Origin of the sequence: Glaciecola sp. 2405UD65-10, from assembly GCF_048820975.1 — a bacterium.
GTDB lineage: Bacteria > Pseudomonadota > Gammaproteobacteria > Enterobacterales > Alteromonadaceae > Glaciecola.
The window spans coordinates 2,184,106-2,201,941 of record NZ_JBMEUF010000001.1 but is presented as its reverse complement, the minus strand read 5'-3'; the positions used below and the strand labels follow the sequence as shown (position 1 = coordinate 2,201,941).

At 42.3% G+C, this 17,836-nt stretch carries 14 protein-coding genes; 11 read left to right on the top strand and 3 right to left on the bottom strand.

Features of this window, described 5'->3' with window-relative positions; translation table 11 throughout:
* Window positions 1–44 precede the first annotated feature (44 nt).
* Window positions 45–1,688, top strand: coding sequence for an L-lactate permease (locus ACOI22_RS09830; RefSeq protein WP_420671849.1), 1,644 nt, complete (start codon window positions 45–47; stop codon window positions 1,686–1,688).
* A 13-nt stretch (window positions 1,689–1,701) separates the two neighbouring features.
* On the opposite strand, the gene ACOI22_RS09825 is transcribed toward ACOI22_RS09830, so the two are convergent.
* Window positions 1,702–2,676, bottom strand: a complete 975-nt coding sequence (locus ACOI22_RS09825; protein WP_420671848.1) for a diguanylate cyclase domain-containing protein — start codon at window positions 2,674–2,676, stop codon at window positions 1,702–1,704.
* A 224-nt stretch (window positions 2,677–2,900) separates the two neighbouring features.
* On the opposite strand from ACOI22_RS09825, the gene speA reads away from it, so the two are divergent.
* The gene (gene speA, locus ACOI22_RS09820) at window positions 2,901–4,844 is read left to right on the top strand and encodes a biosynthetic arginine decarboxylase (RefSeq protein ID WP_420671847.1); all 1,944 of its coding nucleotides are present in this window, start codon (window positions 2,901–2,903) and stop codon (window positions 4,842–4,844) included.
* 33 nt (window positions 4,845–4,877) lie between these two features.
* Here speA and ACOI22_RS09815 read toward each other — a convergent pair whose 3' ends face one another.
* Complete coding sequence (locus tag ACOI22_RS09815) at window positions 4,878–6,095, bottom strand: GGDEF domain-containing protein (RefSeq protein WP_420671846.1); 1,218 nt, start codon at window positions 6,093–6,095, stop codon at window positions 4,878–4,880.
* Window positions 6,096–6,171: 76 nt separating this feature from the next.
* Entirely contained in the window at window positions 6,172–7,314 is a 1,143-nt protein-coding gene (locus ACOI22_RS09810) for a serine hydrolase domain-containing protein (RefSeq protein ID WP_420671845.1), read from the bottom strand.
* 188 nt (window positions 7,315–7,502) lie between these two features.
* On the opposite strand from ACOI22_RS09810, the gene ACOI22_RS09805 reads away from it, so the two are divergent.
* The 9 genes from ACOI22_RS09805 to ACOI22_RS09765 all read left to right on the top strand — a co-directional run bounded on the left by ACOI22_RS09805 (window position 7,503) and on the right by ACOI22_RS09765 (window position 17,832).
* Window positions 7,503–7,682 carry an Ada metal-binding domain-containing protein gene (locus ACOI22_RS09805; protein WP_420671844.1) on the top strand — a complete coding sequence of 60 codons (180 nt, stop codon included), beginning with the start codon at window positions 7,503–7,505 and terminating at the stop codon, window positions 7,680–7,682.
* Window positions 7,679–8,488: a DNA-3-methyladenine glycosylase 2 gene (locus ACOI22_RS09800; protein ID WP_420671843.1), complete on the top strand. Its 810-nt coding sequence runs from the start codon at window positions 7,679–7,681 to the stop codon at window positions 8,486–8,488. The genes ACOI22_RS09805 and ACOI22_RS09800 overlap by 4 nt, the downstream gene beginning before the upstream one ends.
* A complete protein-coding gene (locus ACOI22_RS09795; RefSeq protein WP_420671842.1) occupies window positions 8,488–8,973 on the top strand; it encodes a methylated-DNA--[protein]-cysteine S-methyltransferase in 486 nt (161 codons plus the stop codon). The genes ACOI22_RS09800 and ACOI22_RS09795 overlap by 1 nt, the downstream gene beginning before the upstream one ends.
* Window positions 8,970–9,854, top strand: a complete 885-nt coding sequence (locus ACOI22_RS09790) for a DMT family transporter (RefSeq protein ID WP_420671841.1) — start codon at window positions 8,970–8,972, stop codon at window positions 9,852–9,854. Before ACOI22_RS09795 ends, ACOI22_RS09790 begins: the two co-directional genes overlap by 4 nt.
* Window positions 9,855–9,951: 97 nt before the next feature.
* Window positions 9,952–11,316, top strand: coding sequence for a bifunctional UDP-N-acetylglucosamine diphosphorylase/glucosamine-1-phosphate N-acetyltransferase GlmU (gene glmU / locus ACOI22_RS09785; RefSeq protein WP_420671840.1), 1,365 nt, complete (start codon window positions 9,952–9,954; stop codon window positions 11,314–11,316).
* 15 nt (window positions 11,317–11,331) lie between these two features.
* Window positions 11,332–13,173 (top strand): glutamine--fructose-6-phosphate transaminase (isomerizing), encoded by a 1,842-nt coding sequence (gene glmS, locus ACOI22_RS09780; RefSeq protein WP_420671839.1) that lies wholly within the window; start codon window positions 11,332–11,334, stop codon window positions 13,171–13,173.
* A 226-nt stretch (window positions 13,174–13,399) separates the two neighbouring features.
* Window positions 13,400–14,986, top strand: coding sequence for a type I restriction-modification system subunit M (locus ACOI22_RS09775; RefSeq protein WP_420671838.1), 1,587 nt, complete (start codon window positions 13,400–13,402; stop codon window positions 14,984–14,986).
* The gene (locus tag ACOI22_RS09770) at window positions 14,976–16,352 is read left to right on the top strand and encodes a restriction endonuclease subunit S (protein ID WP_420671837.1); all 1,377 of its coding nucleotides are present in this window, start codon (window positions 14,976–14,978) and stop codon (window positions 16,350–16,352) included. The genes ACOI22_RS09775 and ACOI22_RS09770 overlap by 11 nt, the downstream gene beginning before the upstream one ends.
* Window positions 16,345–17,832: a hypothetical protein gene (locus tag ACOI22_RS09765; protein ID WP_420671836.1), complete on the top strand. Its 1,488-nt coding sequence runs from the start codon at window positions 16,345–16,347 to the stop codon at window positions 17,830–17,832. The genes ACOI22_RS09770 and ACOI22_RS09765 overlap by 8 nt, the downstream gene beginning before the upstream one ends.
* Window positions 17,833–17,836: the final 4 nt, after the last annotated feature.

Sequence of the window (17,836 nt, the reverse complement as noted above, 5' to 3'; positions counted from 1 at the left end):
TTGTATCAAGCCTTAGCTTTTCACACCCTGCATTAAGGATTTTTATGACGCTTATACAAGCTTTAACTGCTTCAATGCCGGTGCTTGCGGTATTGCTGTTTTTGGTCATAATGCGCTTACCCGCCAATCGCGCAATGTTGTTGGCGCTTATTATTACTTCGCTTATGGCTTGGTGGATATGGGAAGTGCCTAGTCATTATATTGGGGCGTCGGTTATTGAAGGGTGGATAATCGCGCTTGGTATAGCCATTATTGTATTCGGAGCAATTGTATTACTGCGCACCTTAGAGGCCAGTGGTGCCATTGACGTTATTCGCGCTGCATTTACAAAAGTATCACCTGACCGGCGCGTTCAAGCCATAATTATTGCTTGGTTGTTTGGCTCTTTTCTAGAGGGGGCTTCTGGTTTTGGTACGCCTGCCGCAATAGCGGCTCCCCTTCTTTTAGCCTTAGGATTTCCGCCTTTAGCGGCCGTAGTAATTGCCCTTATAGCCGATAGCTCAGCGGTATCATTTGGCGCGGTGGGCACCCCCGTTTTGGTAGGTATTGCCCAAGGCTTGCCTGATGCCTCAAGTGCCTTTGTAATTGACGTTGCCATACGAACGGTAAGCATTGATATATTTGTTGGTAGCTTCCTTCCTTTGCTCATGATTTGCATTCTCACGCGGTATTTTGGCCACACTCGCTCATTCAAAGATGGCCTGCGCTTATGGCCTTTTGCTCTATTTGGGGGGGTTGCATTTACCTTGCCTGCATATGGCGTCGCTGTTTTATTCGGGCCCGAATTTCCCTCCATTTTTGGTGGTGTAATAGGCTTAGCTATAGTCATAACAGCGGTGAAAGTGGGGTTCTTGCAAGCTAAAACGCCTTGGGACTTTGCGCCTCAGCAAAGCGCTGATGCTTCTAATGTGGAAATAAACTACGACCACATTGAAAGTGGTGAGCACACCTTGCCAGTACAGAAAGCTTCGAATATCAGTTTATTTATAGCATGGTTACCATATTTGTTTGTTGCCGCGTTACTTATATTAACACGTTTAACTACCTTACCTTTTAAGGCTTGGCTTACCAGTATTAGCATCAATGTTAATGACATCCTTGATACGGGTATAAGCGCTAGCCTGCAACCCTTATATTTACCCGGTACTTTATTTGCGACAGTGGCAATATTGAGTGTATTTTTACACAAACTGCCTGTTAAGAAGGCGCTAGGTGTTTGGAAAAGTTCAGCGGCCTCGTTGTTACCTACCATTGTGGCACTTGGCGCATCAGTGCCTATGGTGCGTATTTTCATTAACTCGGGCGTAAATCAAGCTGGCTTAAGCTCTATGCCTTTAGAGCTCGCAAATCTTGCTGTTGCAACTTTTGACAACGCCTGGCCTTTTGTAGCTCCCTTTGTTGGTGCTTTAGGCAGTTTTATAGCGGGTTCAGCTACGTTTTCTAATATGATGTTTGCAAGCTTGCAACAAAGTGCAGCCCTGCAAACGTCAAGTGATCCAGTAACTATACTTGCCTTACAAATGCTAGGTGCAAACGCCGGCAATATGATTTGTGTAGTAAATGTTGTTGCTGCGGCGTCAGTGGTTAATTTGGTTGGAAAAGAAGGGCAAATCATTCGAATGACAATAGGGCCTATGCTAGCCTATGTATTACTAAGTGGCGCAGTAGCAAGCCTGTTTTTTCTATAAGGCAAATGTAGCCTTACAGGCTTGGGTTGCTGCCGGTGCTATCAACGCCTAAAATTTCTTGGTTACTATAAATTTGCCCAATGCCATGCTGGTGTGATTCAAACAGCAGGTCATCAGCAAGCTGAAACAACTCTTCGGCTCTGCCACCGCCAGCAGGCGCTGCAACTGCAAGGCCTATGGTGCAACCAACTTGCCGTGCGCTAATATTCTTATTTACCACAAAGTTGGGGTGTTTAAAATGATCCATTACCTGTTTAGCTTTAATCATTGCGCCCTCAGTGCTGCAGTCTGACAGTAACAAGCCGAATACATCATTGCCTAATGATGCGAATATATCGCCAGGGCGCCCGCCAAAGTTACTAAGGTCATCAGCAATACTGGCCACTAAGCTAAAATATTCTTCGTCACCGTGGTCAGCTTTAAATTGTTCTATTTTGTCAATACGAATAAGCAGTAATGATAAATGGTGCCAATAACGCGCACACCTTGACCACTCTTGGCTCAGTACTTCTCGAAACTTACTGGCATTAGGAAGATGAGTAAGCGGGTCAATGTAAATAAGCGACTCTAGGCGCTTGGTTTTATGATATATCGCCACGTGGCGCTTAATTCGAGCTATGAGTTCGGTCACCATAGGGGGTTTGGTAATAAAGTCGGCGCCGCCAATTTCAAACGCCTGTGCTTTTATTGATGGGCCGGTTAGCGCCGAAATAAAGATTACAGGAATATCGCGAGTTAATTGGTTTTCTTTCAAACGTTCACATATTGCGAGGCCATCTTCGTTGGGCATCATAATATCTAGAATAATAGCATCGGGTAGTGGGTGGCGATTAAGTAAGTCCCAAGCTTGAGTGGCGGAGTTTGCAAATACCATGGTGAAGTACTTTGCAAGGCCATTTGCATAGAGCTTTAATTCCATTTCGTTGTCGTCAACTACCATGACTCGGTAGGGACTTTGTTGCTGTGTATCTAAATTAGATAATCCCATTGCTTCCATGTTCCCTCGCTAAGCGCTTCTGTAGTGGTTATTTATAACACGCTTTACAACTAATACAATGGCTTGGTGCAGTAAATTCACCTTAAATTATCAAGCTTTATGACGAAAAGAATATTTCAATAGCGGGTAATATCAATTCACACAGTGGTTTATCGCAGATATAATAAGTTTTTATATTATTCTAAATTTACGCTTAGTAAAGGTTCACACAACATATGCCAAACAGCAAGAGTAAAGCACAAGCTTCAAGCTGGACTATTGAAGATGCAGAGCGCACCTATGGGGTTTCAAGTTGGGGCGGTGGTTATTTTACCATTGGTGACAACGGGAATGTAAAAGTATTGCCTGATCATAACAAACCCAATGTGAAAATTGACTTTGAGGCCATTATTGCCGAAATCCGTCAGGAAAAAATCCAATTTCCAGTAGTGATTCGTTTTCACGACGTATTGCGTTCGCAAGTCATTACACTTAATGAAACCTTTAACGAGGTAATAGCTGAGGCTAAATATAAAGGCCAATATAATGGCGTTTATCCTATTAAAGTGAACCAAATGCGTGAAGTGGTTGAAGAAATTGTTGATGCAGGCGCACCTTACGATTTTGGCCTTGAAGCAGGTTCAAAGCCTGAGCTTTTGGCTGTATTGGCATATAACACTAACGAAAATTCCCTTACCATACTAAACGGCTATAAAGACGAAGAGTTTATTCGCCTAGCGCTAATGGGGCGCAAGCTAGGCCGCAAAGTAGTGGTGGTAATTGAGAAGTTTAGCGAACTGGTTATGCTAATACGCGTGAGTAAAGAGCTAGGTATAGAGCCCATTGTAGGATTGCGCAGTAAGATGCAGTCTAAAGGGCAAGGGCGCTGGCAGGGTTCTAGTGGTGAGCGCGCTAAGTTTGGACTCACCATAGCTGAAGTTATTAAAGCAGCGCAATTGTTAGAAGCAGAAGGCTTAAAGCATACCTTAAAGCTGCTGCACTTCCATATTGGTAGCCAGCTACCTGATATTCGCGCCATTAAAGATGCTGTGAACGAAAGTGCGCGTATTTATGCTGAACTGCATAAGCTTGGATTTAACATGGAATATGTTGATGTAGGCGGTGGTTTGGGCATTGACTACGATGGTAGCCAGTCAACAAATGATTCTTCGCGTAACTACAGCTTACGTGAATATGTGGCCGATGTAGTATACGGCCTGCGTGAAATGTGTGATTTAGAAAATGTACCGCATCCTAATATAGTGACTGAAAGCGGCAGGGCAATCACCGCGCATCACAGTTGTGTGGTTACAGAAGTGGTAGGTGAAATAAAGCCAGAAGGCGCTGACATTGACACCTCAGCCACCGAAAATGAACATATATTGCTTAAAAACATGCGTGAAATTCACAATCATTTAAGTGACTCTACTAATTTACAAGAGGCATTTAATGACGCATCACAGTGGAAAGAGCAAGCTTCACAAGCCTTTAAGCTACGCGTGATTAGCTTGGTTGAAATGGGGAAAATTGAAACCTTATATTGGCAAATTATGCGTTTTGTACAGGCTGCTTATAAAGATGCTGATTTCATTCCTGAAGACTTACAAGGCTTAGACTATTCTTTGTCGTCGCAGTATTTATGTAACTTCTCTATTTTCCAATCAGCCGTTGATAGCTGGGCAATAGGGCAGTTGCTACCCGTTACTCCTTTAGTTGGTTTAAATAAAAAACCAGTGAAAAATTGCTCATTGGTAGATATAACCTGTGACAGTGACGGCAAAATTGACCAATTTGTAGTTGACCACGCGGTTTCAGATATCATCCCTTTACCGGCCTTTAGTGAAAACGAAAAATGCTACTTGGGTATGTTCTTAACTGGGGCGTACCAAGATGTAATGGGGGACATGCACAATTTGTTTGGCCGATTGAATGAGGTCCACATTTTTAGTCATGATGATGACCCAGAAGATTTCTACATTGAAGAAGTGATAAAAGGTACTACTGTTGAGCAGGTACTCAGCATTATGCAATATCACCCCTCGGCAATGGCCATAGATGTAAAACGGAGCATTGATAAAGAAGTCGCTGCTGGCAAAATCCCGCCACGGGAAGGCGTAAAATGGACTGACTTTTACGAAGATTGCCTAGCCGGTTACACCTATTTACGCACTGCTGATTAAGCGTAATTTGCACGCAAGGCCAAACCCCTTGCCTTAGCTTTGGGTTTGGCTCATACCACAGTTTTCTATGTAATGAACGCAATTCCTGCCGGCCTGTTTGGCCTTGTAAAGGGCTTTGTCAGCGGTTTCAATTAGTTGGCTAGCAGGGACTTTAGTAAACGGCATAAGGTTGGTTACGCCAATACTAACGGTGATGTATTTAAAGGCATCTAATTTACTGGCTTTATGCGGTAGTTGGCTGTCTTGAATATGTAATTGTAGTTTGTCGGCAAAGGCCACTGCGCCATGTAGGTCAATGTTCGGTAAAATAATAGCAAATTCCTCGCCGCCGTATCGCGCAACTAAATCACCTTGCCTTGATGTTAACTCTTCTACTAAATTAGCCACAGTAATAAGGCTGTTATCACCTGCTACGTGGCCGTATTCATCGTTATATTCTTTAAAAAAATCTATATCAAACATCAACAAGCATAAAGGCGTATGATTTCGGTGCGCTCGGCCAATTTCAGCTTCTAAGCGTTCATCAAAATAACGGCGATTAAACAAACCTGTTAAGCCATCACGCCTTGATATTTCTTTTAATTGACGCTCAATGAGTTTTCTTTTTTCTATTTCAATTTCGCGTTGGTAATTCAATACAATAGATTTTTTAAACGCAGCATTCATTGGTTTGAGCATGGCCAACACTACCATTGAATAAAAGGCTAAATACATGGCCATCATGAAGCCTGTTTTGCCACCGTAAATACCAAAATATATGATGATAGGCACTACGCATGGCACAAAAAAGCCCAGCGTAGCAACTCGGCTTGCACCATATCCTATGGCTGACGCAGCGGTGAGCGCGGTAACAGCCATTCCCGCGGCCACTATATATTCTGATTGTTCTAATGGCGTAACACAAATAAAGCCAAGGGAATAAACACAGGCCAGTGAGGATGATAATAGAACCCAAGCTCTTATCCACAAATGCGTATTGTTAGGGTTGTGATAACGAATGAATAGTGACTTTAAAAATAATCTCGCACATGAATACGCGACGATTGATAACACCCAAATAGTTAACGTAGTACCAGAGGCAACCGCGTAGAACCAAGCCGCAATGAAAGCAGCACAAATTACGTGGCCAATTGCTACACGTGTTGACTGGGCATATAACAAATTAACAATATCTAGCTTACTTTTTTCAGCTATGCTTTTGTGTTTTTCGCCCTTATGTGCCAAGTGTTGTGTCGCATTAATTTGCGGCATACTTGTATATTTCCTTTGAAGCAGGCTTTGAATAACTCATGTATTGTTATCGGCTGGCTTACGCAGAAATTAACGTTTATTGATTAGCTAAAGCGGCTTCCCAAAATTGTGCACTAATGGTGTTAATTAGGTTACTTTCTGCATTCATTAAAATAGCCACCCCCGTGTTTAAGGTAGGTGAAAATGCCACATCGGCGCGGTAGCCCTGTACCCAACCACCGTGGTAGTTGAGCTCAATGCCACCATAGTTATATATTCGCCAACCTAAGCCATAATGCGCCGAGCGAAGGTTTTTACGCCACTCTTTGCGGCGCAACTCGTTGCGAGTTTCAACGCGTGCTTGGGTCATTTGACCAACCATTTGTGCGTTTACTACGTCAGGGTATTCTAACAACATGGCGCGAAGCCATATTTCCATATCTTTTATGCTGGCATTGATACCTGCGGCCGGTGCAAATTGATAGTAGCTATCTTTAACGCGCACTTTGCGCCATTTTTTACGCGCTATGGCTGCGTGAGGTTTCGCCCAATTACTTGAAGCCTCGAGCGCTTCTTTACCCACACTCGATTTCATCTTTAAAGGGGAAAATAAATGTGATTGCAGCTCTTGTGCATAAGAGCTATTTTTTGACTGAAAATATTCTTCCAGTATGCCAAATAGTGCGTTTTGATAAGTGTAGCAATAGCCCGGTTTGCAAATGCTATCAAGTTTGCCAAGCTCATTTAACACGCGAGGGCGGGCATAGTCTGCTTCAATTAAATTGTCGTAAGCGTTTGGCATGAAGCCGGCTGATTGACCAATTAAATGGCGCAGTAATATAGGGCTATCTTGGTAGTTGTCTAGGGTGTAACTTGGCATTAATTTAGATAAGGGAGTTTGCCAATTGAGGGTTTGCATAAAATTGTGCTTTGCCACAAGTGTTGCGGTAAACGTTTTTGATACCGAGGCCAGCCTAAACAAGGTGTCTTGATTGACTTTTTGCCCGCGGCGTTCGGTTACTCCGTAATAGCTAAAAAAAGCGGGTTTTCCTTTTTGTACTACAACAATGGCAACGCCAGGAATATTATTTTTTTTGGCTTCACTGGCTACTTTTTTTGCATAGTCTTGAACCCAAGCTTGTGAGCTAGGACTAGCGCTGCTTTGTGCAAAGGCGCTGAAGCCAGCACTGCATAACAGGCAAATAAAAGTGCAATAAGTTTTTATTATTATATTTTTCATATTACTGCTCAGCATGATGGGCAACGCATCATGCATATTGTGCGACAACCTATATTTTGGAACTGGCAGTAGTGTAGCTTTTTTAAAATTAATTTTCAGTATTGCATTGTAAATATGAGTTCCGAAAACAACGTGTTATTTTTATTGGCTGGGTTAGTATGCTGTTAAATGTATAAATAGAATCGCCCATGTTAACAGCACACGAATGCCAACAAGCAAGATTAAGCCGTGACCCAAGGTTTGACGGTTTGTTTTTTATTTTAGTACATACCACTAAAATATTTTGCCGTAATACGTGCAAAGTACGCATGCCGCTTGAGAAAAACGTGAGCTATGCTGCAAGCGCACAGGAAGCTCTAGATATATGAATAAAAACGTGAAAGTATTTTTGAGTTATCGCCCTCCTTATAACTGGCAACAAGTGCGGATGTTTTTTGCAAAACGCTGCATAATGGGCAATGAGTACGTAGGTGAAAACGAAATACATAAAACGCTATTAATAAACGAAGTTGAAGTGCGCATAACTATGCTGCACATAGCTGAGAAGTTTGGGTTTAAGCTTATTTTCAATGCTATACACAGTGAGCATACCCTTGAAGTGATTAGTACAATAAAGCGCATGTTTGACTTAGATGCCAGCCCTGAGCTTATTTCCCAAGCGCTTATAGCTACAGGCTTAAAAGACGAAGAATGTGTAGAAGGCTTACGTGTGCCAGGGGTGGCAAGCCCCTTTGAGGCAATATGCCGAGCCATTTTAGGGCAGCAAGTATCAGTAGGGGCTGCGGTCACCAAAGTGAACCAGCTATTTACACATTTTGCGCAACATGAGCAAAGCGCGTTTCCTAGCCCCAAATTGCTGGCAAATAGTGACTTAATGTTTTTAAAAATGCCGGCAAAGCGCAGGCAAACCTTAATAGATGTAGCATGTTATTTTACTGACTTAGAAGGCAGTACCTTCAGTGCAGATGATTTGCTTGCCATAAAAGGCATTGGCCCTTGGTCTGTTAATTATGTTGATTTACGTGCAACAGGTAATAGTAATATTTGGCTAGATTCTGATTTGATCATAAAGCAGCAAGTGGCTAAGTTTAATGCGCTAGGTAGGCCTTTGCAGCCTGAGTTAGCTGCACCTTGGCGCAGTTATTTAACCCTTAACTTATGGAGTATGGCTTAATGGGTTCGCAACTCAATGAAACGCAGTTATATGCCTCTGCTATTAACACGCCGGTGGGTAACCTAAATATATATGCAAACCAACGCGCTATAGTAAAAGTGGTGTTTGAGGAGCATGACAAGCAAAAGCCTAATATAAACGAAAACGCCATTACCCAAGAGGCAAGTAAGCAGCTACTTGAGTATATTGCGCAAACGCGGCAACAATTTGATTTACCCTTGGACCCTGAGGGAACTCAATTTCAGCAGAGTGTGTGGCAACAATTGTTAAACGTTGGCTACGGGAAAACCGCCAGTTACTTAGATGTGGCTAGCGCATTAAATAAACCCAAAGCCTGCCGAGCCGTAGGCGCAGCAAACGGCAAAAATCCTATTGCCATAATTATTCCATGCCATCGTATAATTGGTGCTAACGGCAGCCTTACAGGGTATGCTGGTGGCTTGTCTAGAAAAACCTTCTTATTGTCATTAGAGCAAGCCATTTGAAAGCAATCGACTTTTTTGAACTTCTGTTTTTAGGCGCTATTTGGGGCGCTTCGTTTATACTTATAAAATATGCCGCGCCTGAATTCGGTATCTTTACCTTGGTGGAAATTAGGGCGCTTGGTGCCAGTTTACTTCTGCTTCCTTTAGTCTTTTTAAAGCGCTCGCATGCAGTTTTGTTCACTCATTGGCATCATTTGCTCATAGTGGGTTTGCTAAATACCGTGATCCCTTTTTGTTTGTTTAATTATGGCTTATTGCACATACAGGCTGGCTTAGCGGCTATTTTGAATGCTACGGCGCCCATGTTTGGGGTGCTAATTGCGTATTTGTATTTAAAAGAGTCGATTGGCAAGTTAGGGCTGTTTGGCGTATTGCTCGGTTTTTTCGGGGTGGTACTAATTAGTTATGAACAAAATACTGAAGGCGATACTTCTTTAATTCCCATATTAGCCATTCTGCTAGCTACCTTTTGCTATGGAATTGCGGCCGCATATTTACGCAGTAAGTTGTCAAACGTAAACGCATTTGCTTTGGCGGGTGGTAGCCAGTTATTTAGCGCACTTGCTTTGCTGCCCTTGGCCTTAATAGATATGCCAACTAGCCTGCCTAGCCCTCAAGCAATTACCAGCGCGCTTATTTTGGCTTTTGTATGCACAGGCTTAGCTTATGTACTGTACTTTGACTTAATTGCCAAAGTAGGTGCACCAAGAGCTATGACGGTAGGCTACTTAGTCCCTCTTTTTGGTATAGTTTGGGGCTATATTATAATGAACGAAACCTTATCAGAGCTCACCTTACTAGGCGGAGGCTTAATTTTACTGGGCGTAATGCTAGCCACCAATGTGGTAGAGCGCTTTATTCGGTATAAAAAGCGCGTATAGTTTTAGTACTTATGCTGCTTTAGTGCGGTGTAAAAAATACTGACATTTACGGCTGTGTTTTGTACACTAGCGCTGTTTTTATTTTCGAGGATGAAAAATGGCGTTATCAGTAATCATTCTAGCCGCAGGGAAAGGCACTAGAATGAAATCAAAGCTTCCTAAAGTTCTTCACAAAATTGCACATAAACCTATGGTTGAACATATTATTGATAATGTTCGCAGCCTAGGTTGTGACACGGTAAATTTAGTATACGGCCATGGCGGCGATATGCTTCAAGACGCATTGAGCAAGCACACATTAAACTGGTGTTTGCAAGCTGAGCAGTTAGGCACTGGCCACGCGGTAATGCAAGCCGTAGATAATATTTCCGATACTGACGACGTGCTTATTCTAGTGGGAGACGCCCCCCTAATTTCTTCATCTACTTTACAAGCCTTAGTGGCCGCAAAAGCCGATGCTGACCTTGCCTTGCTAACGGTTGATTTAGAAGACCCTACAGGCATGGGGCGCATAGTGCGCGATAACACGAACAATATAACGGCTATTGTTGAGCATAAAGATGCCACTGATGAGCAGCGCCTAATTCAAGAAATAAACACCGGCATGATGGTAATGCAAGGTGCTGATTTGAAGCGTTGGTTGGGTAATTTATCAAGCGATAACGCGCAAAACGAATATTATTTAACCGATGTAATTGAAATGGCGGCTAAGGAAGGTAAACGTATTTCTTCGGCTCAGCCACAATGGCATAGGGAAGTAGAGGGCGTAAATAATCGCGCTCAGTTAGCTTCTTTAGAGCGTGCATTTCAAGTACGCCAAGCAAATGAATTTTTAATGGCCGGTGTATCACTAGCTGATCCGCAGCGCTTTGATGTACGCGGCAAGTTACGCCACGGCGAAGACGTATTTATTGATGTAAATGTAATTATTGAAGGTGATGTAGACCTTGGTAATAACGTACACATTGGCGCTAATTGTATTTTAAGAAACTGTAAAATTGCCGATAACACTCGCATAGAAGCATATTCGCAAATTGAAGATGCTGTAGTAGAAGCTGATTGTACCGTAGGGCCTTATGCGCGTTTACGCCCGGGCGCAAATTTACAGCAAGGTGCCAAAGTAGGTAACTTTGTTGAAATTAAAAAAGCGGTAATTGGCAAAGGCTCAAAAGTAAATCATTTAAGCTACATAGGTGATGCGAGCATAGGCGAGGGCGCCAACATTGGTGCAGGTACTATTACCTGTAATTACGATGGCGTAAACAAATTTAAAACGGAAATTGGTGACGGTGTGTTTGTAGGTTCAAATTCATCATTGGTGGCACCTGTATCAATAGCAGCGGGCGCTACTATAGGCGCTGGCAGTACTATTACTAAATCAGTTGCGGCCGAAGATTTAGCCATAGCCCGTGCTAAACAACGAAATATTACTGGTTGGCAAAAGCCAAGCAAAAAGAACTAAGGATTTAAAACGCTTATGTGCGGAATTGTAGGAGCAGTTGCTGAGCGCAACGTGGTACAAATATTGTTAGAGGGCCTAAAGCGCTTGGAGTATCGTGGTTACGATTCTGCCGGTGTAGCCTTAATAAATAACGATGCATTATCAGTAGTGCGACGCATTGGTAAAGTTCAAGCGCTAGCAGATGCCATTGACGACAATAACGGCAAAGGTACTACCGGCATTGCGCACACCCGCTGGGCAACTCATGGCGGAGTAACCGAAGCAAATGCTCATCCGCATGCCAGTGAGGGCCGTTTTGCCGTGGTGCATAACGGGATTATTGAAAACCATAAGCCTTTACGCGAAATGCTAAAAGCCAAAGGCTATACCTTTAATTCAGATACCGACACCGAAACCATTGCCCACAGCATAGCCTTAATTATGCAAACTACTGATGATTTGCTAAGTGCCGTTCAACAAGCGGTGAAAACCTTTGAAGGCGCTTACGGTACAGTAGTGATGGATAAAACTACGCCGAACAAATTAGTAGTGGCTCGCTCAGGAAGCCCTTTGGTGATTGGCTTAGGCATAGGCGAAAACTTTTTAGCGTCTGATCAAATGGCATTGCTACCCGTTACTCGCCGCTTCATATTTTTAGAAGAAGGTGACGTAGCTGAAATTACACGCACCAGCGTAACTATTATTGATAGTACAGGCGAAAAAGTAGAGCGTGAAATTGTTGAATCAAACGTAGAGCACGATGCCGGTGATAAAGCCGGATACCGCCACTACATGCTTAAAGAAATATACGAGCAACCGCATGTATTACGCAATGCGCTTAAAGGCCGCATTACGGCCGATGGCTTAGAAGATGGTATTTTTGGCCAAAGCAGCAACGAAAACGCCGATGACATTTTCGCTAAAACCAAATACGTAAAAATTATTGCATGCGGGACTAGCTATCACGCCGGTGTTACTGCTAAATACTGGCTAGAACAGTACGCAAATGTACAATGTGATGTAGAAATTGCATCTGAGTTTAGATACCGCAAATCATTTGTGCCGGCAAATAGCTTGCTAGTTACTATTTCGCAGTCAGGCGAAACCGCTGATACCCTAGCGGCATTAAAACTGGCGAAAGAAAGCGGGTATATGTCAAGCTTGAGCATATGCAACGTAGATGGTTCGTCATTAGTGCGTGAGTCAGCTATTAGCTTTTTAACGCGCGCAGGCGCTGAAATAGGCGTAGCCTCAACCAAAGCCTTTACTACCCAATTAGCGGCCTTACTTATGTTGACTCTTGCCATAGGTAAGCACAATAACATGAGTGAAGAAACTAACTTAAGCATTTGCAATGCGCTAGTGACCTTGCCTGCCAAGCTTGAAGAAACCTTAAGCTTAGCGTCAGAAATTGAAGACTTGGCTGAAGAGTTTTCAGACAAGCATCACAGCTTGTTCTTAGGCCGTGGTGACCAATATCCTATTGCTATGGAAGGTGCGCTTAAGCTTAAAGAAATTTCATACATACATGCCGAGGCCTATGCATCGGGTGAGCTTAAACATGGTCCATTGGCCTTAATTGATGCCGATATGCCGGTAATAGTAGTGGCTCCTAACAATGAGCTACTTGAAAAGCTTAAATCTAACGTAGAAGAAGTTCGCGCTCGCGGCGGCATTATGTACGTATTTGCTGATCAAGAAGCGGAATTTGAAAGCGACGAAACCATGCGTGTTGTGCAAGTGCCACATACTTACGAGTCGGTAGCTCCTATTGTTTACACCATTCCGCTTCAGCTTTTGTCTTACTATGTTGCGCTGATTAAAGGAACGGATGTAGACCAGCCAAGAAACTTGGCTAAATCGGTGACGGTGGAGTAGGTTTTAGGTGGCGTTTAGACAGTTTGTGTGAGTGTATTAAAGTTTGAAACTAGACATTAAAGTTTGAAACTAAGCAAATAACATTAACCCGCAGTTCTGCGGGTTTTGTCTTTTAATCGGTATGGTTGCTCAAATCACTAAAATAGTGGAATAATGCTTAAAAGGATTATTAGTTAAAATAATAAGAAATTGAGTAACTTGATTTGCTCATGGAGTATGGAAGTATATGGCTAAAAACACGAATGCATCATCAACTACCAGTTTTGAACAACATTTATGGGATACCGCCAACAAACTGCGCGGTAGCGTTGAATCTTCTGAGTACAAACACGTAGTACTCAGTCTCATCTTCTTAAAATTCATCAGCGACAAATTTGAAGCACAACGCAAAAGCTTGATTGATCAAGGTATGGGTGACTATGTAGAGCAAACCGAGTTTTACACTAAAGACAATGTGTTTTTTTTACCTGAACAAGCCCGTTGGTCTTATATTCAAAAGCACATGAAGCAAGATGATATTGCGCTAAAAGTTGATTCTGCTTTGCATACGGTAGAAAAGAACAACCCCTCACTCAAAGGCGCATTGCCCGACAATTACTTTACCCGTTTGGGTTTAGTTACCAACAAGTTGGCCTCGTTGATTGATACTATTAATAACATCGACACCGCCGCTAACGAATGCCACATGAGTGAAGAAGACTTAGTTGGCCGAGTGTATGAATACTTTTTAGGTAAGTTTGCTGCAAATGAAGGTAAAGGCGGGGGCGAATTCTATACCCCTAAATCTGTTGTTAGCTTAATAGCTGAAATGATTGAGCCTTATAAAGGCAAAATCTACGATCCCTGTTGTGGAAGTGGCGGGATGTTTGTGCAGTCGCTCAAATTTATCGACAGTCACAAAGGCAATAAAAAAGACATTTCCATTTACGGGCAAGAATACACCAACACCACTTATAAGCTGGCTAAGATGAACCTAGCGGTGCGCGGTATTTCAGCTAATTTGGGCGAAGTAGCAGGAGATAGTTTTTTCAAAGACCAACACCCCGATCTTAAAGCCGATTTCATTATGGCGAATCCACCCTTTAATCAAAAGCAGTGGCGCGGTGAAAATGAGTTGGTTGACGACCCGCGCTGGGCAGGGTTTGATGTGCCGCCTACAGGCAATGCTAACTATGCGTGGATCATGCATATGATCTCAAAACTTAGCGAGCACGGCACGGCTGGTTTTGTATTGGCAAATGGCTCAATGAGTTCGAATACCAGCGGTGAAGGCGAAATTCGTAAAAAAATCATCGATAAAGACTTAGTCGATTGCATGATTGCCTTGCCCGGCCAGTTGTTCTACACCACCCAAATCCCAGTCTGTTTATGGTTTATTAGCAAAAACAAGAAGGCAGTGGATGCCAGCGAAGATTTTGCTAAAAGACGCAACCGCCAAGGAGAAACCTTGTTTATCGATGCCCGCGAAATGGGCAGCATGATAAGCCGCACGAATAAAGAACTAACCACCGACGACATTGCTCATATCGCCCAAACTTACCATGCATGGCGTTCTCCCAATCAAGAGAAAGACGGCGCATACAAAGATATGGCTGGCTACTGTAAATCAGCATCTCTCGACGATATTAAAGCCAACGACTATGTTCTTACCCCGGGACGCTATGTTGGTGCCGCCGATATTGCAGATGATGGTGTTCCTTTTGAAAATAAGATGGCTGAACTCAGCCAAATTTTGTTTAAGCAAATGGCTGAAGGGCAGGAGTTAGATAAAATCATAACCCAGAACCTAGAGGTGATGGGTTATGGGAAGTAAATACAAAAAAGCTTCACTCAAAGAACTAGGAGTCGAGTTAATCGATTGCGACCATAAAACCCCAAAGGCTGTTGAAATGGGCATTCCTTATATTGGCATCCCTCAGATGGATAGTGGACGTATTAATTTTGATGCAAAACCTAGGTTAATCTCTGAAGAAGATTTTGTTAAATGGACTCGTAAAGCCAATCCAACTTATGGGGATGTTATCCTTTCAAGGCGATGTAACTCAGGTGAAACTGTTTATGTTCCAAAGAACCGGAGGTTTGCTCTAGGTCAGAATTTAGTCCTGTTGAGGCCGAAGGGAGATAGATTATTTCCCGAATACTTGCGTTATGTTGTGAAAAGCAAAGAGTGGTGGGGTGAAGTTGCAAAATACTTAAATCCGGGTGCAATATTTGAAAGTCTGAAATGCGCTGACATTCCAAAATTTATGGTTCCTGAGCCTCCAGTTGAAGCGCAGAAGAAAATCGTAGAAATTCTATCAGCGATTGAAGATCGTATTGAGTTAAACCAACAAACCAACCAAACCCTCGAACAAATGGCGCAGGCGCTTTTTAAAAGCTGGTTTGTGGATTTTGACCCAGTTATCGACAACGCCCTTGCAGCAGGCAGTAAAATACCCGCCGCACTGCAACATCGCGTCGAGATACGCAAAAAAGCCCACGCCCTGCAACAACAAAACCCCAACATCCAACCCCTCCCCGCAGCCACCCAACGCCTATTCCCCAGCGAATTCGAACACTGCGGCGACAACACCCTCGGCATCCAAGGCTGGATTCCGAAAGGTTGGATTAGTGATGTGCTGGCTTCAATAGCGGAATACTCAACCAGCAGAATTGATGGAGCAGAACTAACTCTAGAAAATTACATCTCAACAGAAAATATGCTCCCTTATAAGCAAGGTGTAACTGAGGCTTCATCTATTCCGCAATTGAAAACTGCGCCTTCTTTTAAAACTGGCGATGTTTTAATATCAAATATCAGACCCTACTTTAAGAAAATATGGTTAGCTAATAGAAACGGTGGGCGCTCTAATGACGTGCTTGGATTTCAGTCAATCGAACCAAGAACTGAATCCTATTTAATGAATCTTCTTTCTCAGGACAGTTTTTTTGACTTCATGATGACAACTGCTAAAGGCTCAAAAATGCCTAGAGGAGATAAAAAGGCAATTATGAATTGGGGGGTTGTCGTTCCACCAGTCCAAATCAGAGAATTTTATTCAAGATTAGTCAGGGATTTTTACATTGCTAATTCAAATCGCGTTAAAGAAAGTAATTCACTAGTTCAGCTTCGAGATATATTGTTGCCAAAATTAATTTCAGGTGAACTACTAGTAAATAAGGATATTGAAAATGGCTAGATGGCATCAAGAATTCAAACAACACGGATTTCAAAAGTATTGGCAGAATATTAAGGAAACGTTAAGCGAATTAAAGGTCGATGATGAAAGTATAACGACTGACCTAGAAGAGATGGCAAGGTTTAAAAAAGTTATCAGATTCATAAGCAATCTGATAGACGCTTGTGACCCTGAGCTAGTCCCAACATCTATATGGCAGAACTTCCAAAATCAGTGTCAGCAATGTATTAATGAGCTACACAACTATAAAAGCAATAGAAACATAGGCCATATAACAAATGCAAACGCAAATGCTGACAACCTTTTAACTTACATCAGACCTTATGTGGTAAGCGAAAGTGATGCTGCAAAGGCAGCTACATTGGCCTATAAAGAGTACCAAAAATCAATCAGAGACGGCTTACAAGGTTTTAAAGATGATGCTTTAGAATATGAGCGCGAATTTAAGGCGATAGCAGTCGATTTAAGAGATCAAAAGATAGAATTCAATGAACTGTTTGAAAAATTAAAAAATACCGATGATGTTATTGATGAACTACGAAAAAAATATTTTGAAGGTACAGATGAAAATGAGGCCATCGCTGAGAAAATAAATGAGATGGTTGAAACGCTTGAACGCCATCATTTGCAGATTTCTGACTATTATGGAGAGTTAATCGAAAGTGGAAGCACCTCTATTGCTAGTAAAATAGAAGTAGCTAAATCCTCTTCTCAGAAAAATGCCTCAAAAATTGAAGAATTACTACACGAAGTACAAGAGGACTTGGGAGAGCTAAAACTCTTTTATAACGATGTTATGGGGCTTGAAGATAAAGAAGGAAATTTAAACGGAGGATTGAAAGCAGAATTAAAACAACGGCAAGATGCTTTAGATAATTTCAAGAACCAACAAGAAACCAGATATAAAGCACTTAATGAACAGATTGAACAATTACTGCCAGGTGCAACTAGCGCTGGATTAGCCTCAGCTTTTAAAGAAATGAAAGACTCTTTTATGAAGCCTATAAAATTCAATTCAATTTTGTTCTACGTATCAATAGGCCTTCTTGTGGTCACAGCATTTGTGTCTACAGTGGATAGTTTCTGGACTGAGAATGAAGTGATCAAATTTATCGATATCACTGATCTCAAGAACTTATTGAGCAATTTGAGTCATAAACTTCCCGTTATATTACCTGTTTTATGGTTAGCAATTTTTGCATCAAAAAGACGCAGTGAAGCACAAAGGTTGCAGCAAGAGTATGCTCATAAAGAGGCCATCTCGAAATCATATCAGAACTTCAAGCGACAAATAGATGAGCTCCAAGATGGAAGAAAAGAAGAGTTGTTGGAACAGCTCTTGGGCGCTGCAATAGAGGCAGTGTCATCGAATTCTTCAGCCACTCTTGATAAAAGACATGGTGACAATACACCTGCTCATGAGGCGCTAGAAAAATCAGCCACTCAGCTGGAAAAAATCAAAAGTGTTTTTAACAAATAGGATT

Bases quoted from the DNA above. Each gene is read 5' to 3' on its own strand.
- ACOI22_RS09830 (WP_420671849.1), top strand. From the start codon at position 45: ATGACGCTTATACAAGCTTTAACTGCTTCAATGCCGGTGCTTGCGGTA.
- ACOI22_RS09825 (WP_420671848.1), bottom strand. From the start codon at position 2,676: ATGGGATTATCTAATTTAGATACACAGCAACAAAGTCCCTACCGAGTC.
- speA (WP_420671847.1), top strand. From the start codon at position 2,901: ATGCCAAACAGCAAGAGTAAAGCACAAGCTTCAAGCTGGACTATTGAA.
- ACOI22_RS09815 (WP_420671846.1), bottom strand. From the start codon at position 6,095: ATGCCGCAAATTAATGCGACACAACACTTGGCACATAAGGGCGAAAAA.
- ACOI22_RS09810 (WP_420671845.1), bottom strand. From the start codon at position 7,314: ATGAAAAATATAATAATAAAAACTTATTGCACTTTTATTTGCCTGTTA.
- ACOI22_RS09805 (WP_420671844.1), top strand. From the start codon at position 7,503: ATGTTAACAGCACACGAATGCCAACAAGCAAGATTAAGCCGTGACCCA.
- ACOI22_RS09800 (WP_420671843.1), top strand. From the start codon at position 7,679: ATGAATAAAAACGTGAAAGTATTTTTGAGTTATCGCCCTCCTTATAAC.
- ACOI22_RS09795 (WP_420671842.1), top strand. From the start codon at position 8,488: ATGGGTTCGCAACTCAATGAAACGCAGTTATATGCCTCTGCTATTAAC.
- glmU (WP_420671840.1), top strand. From the start codon at position 9,952: ATGGCGTTATCAGTAATCATTCTAGCCGCAGGGAAAGGCACTAGAATG.
- glmS (WP_420671839.1), top strand. From the start codon at position 11,332: ATGTGCGGAATTGTAGGAGCAGTTGCTGAGCGCAACGTGGTACAAATA.
- ACOI22_RS09775 (WP_420671838.1), top strand. From the start codon at position 13,400: ATGGCTAAAAACACGAATGCATCATCAACTACCAGTTTTGAACAACAT.
- ACOI22_RS09770 (WP_420671837.1), top strand. From the start codon at position 14,976: ATGGGAAGTAAATACAAAAAAGCTTCACTCAAAGAACTAGGAGTCGAG.
- ACOI22_RS09765 (WP_420671836.1), top strand. From the start codon at position 16,345: ATGGCTAGATGGCATCAAGAATTCAAACAACACGGATTTCAAAAGTAT.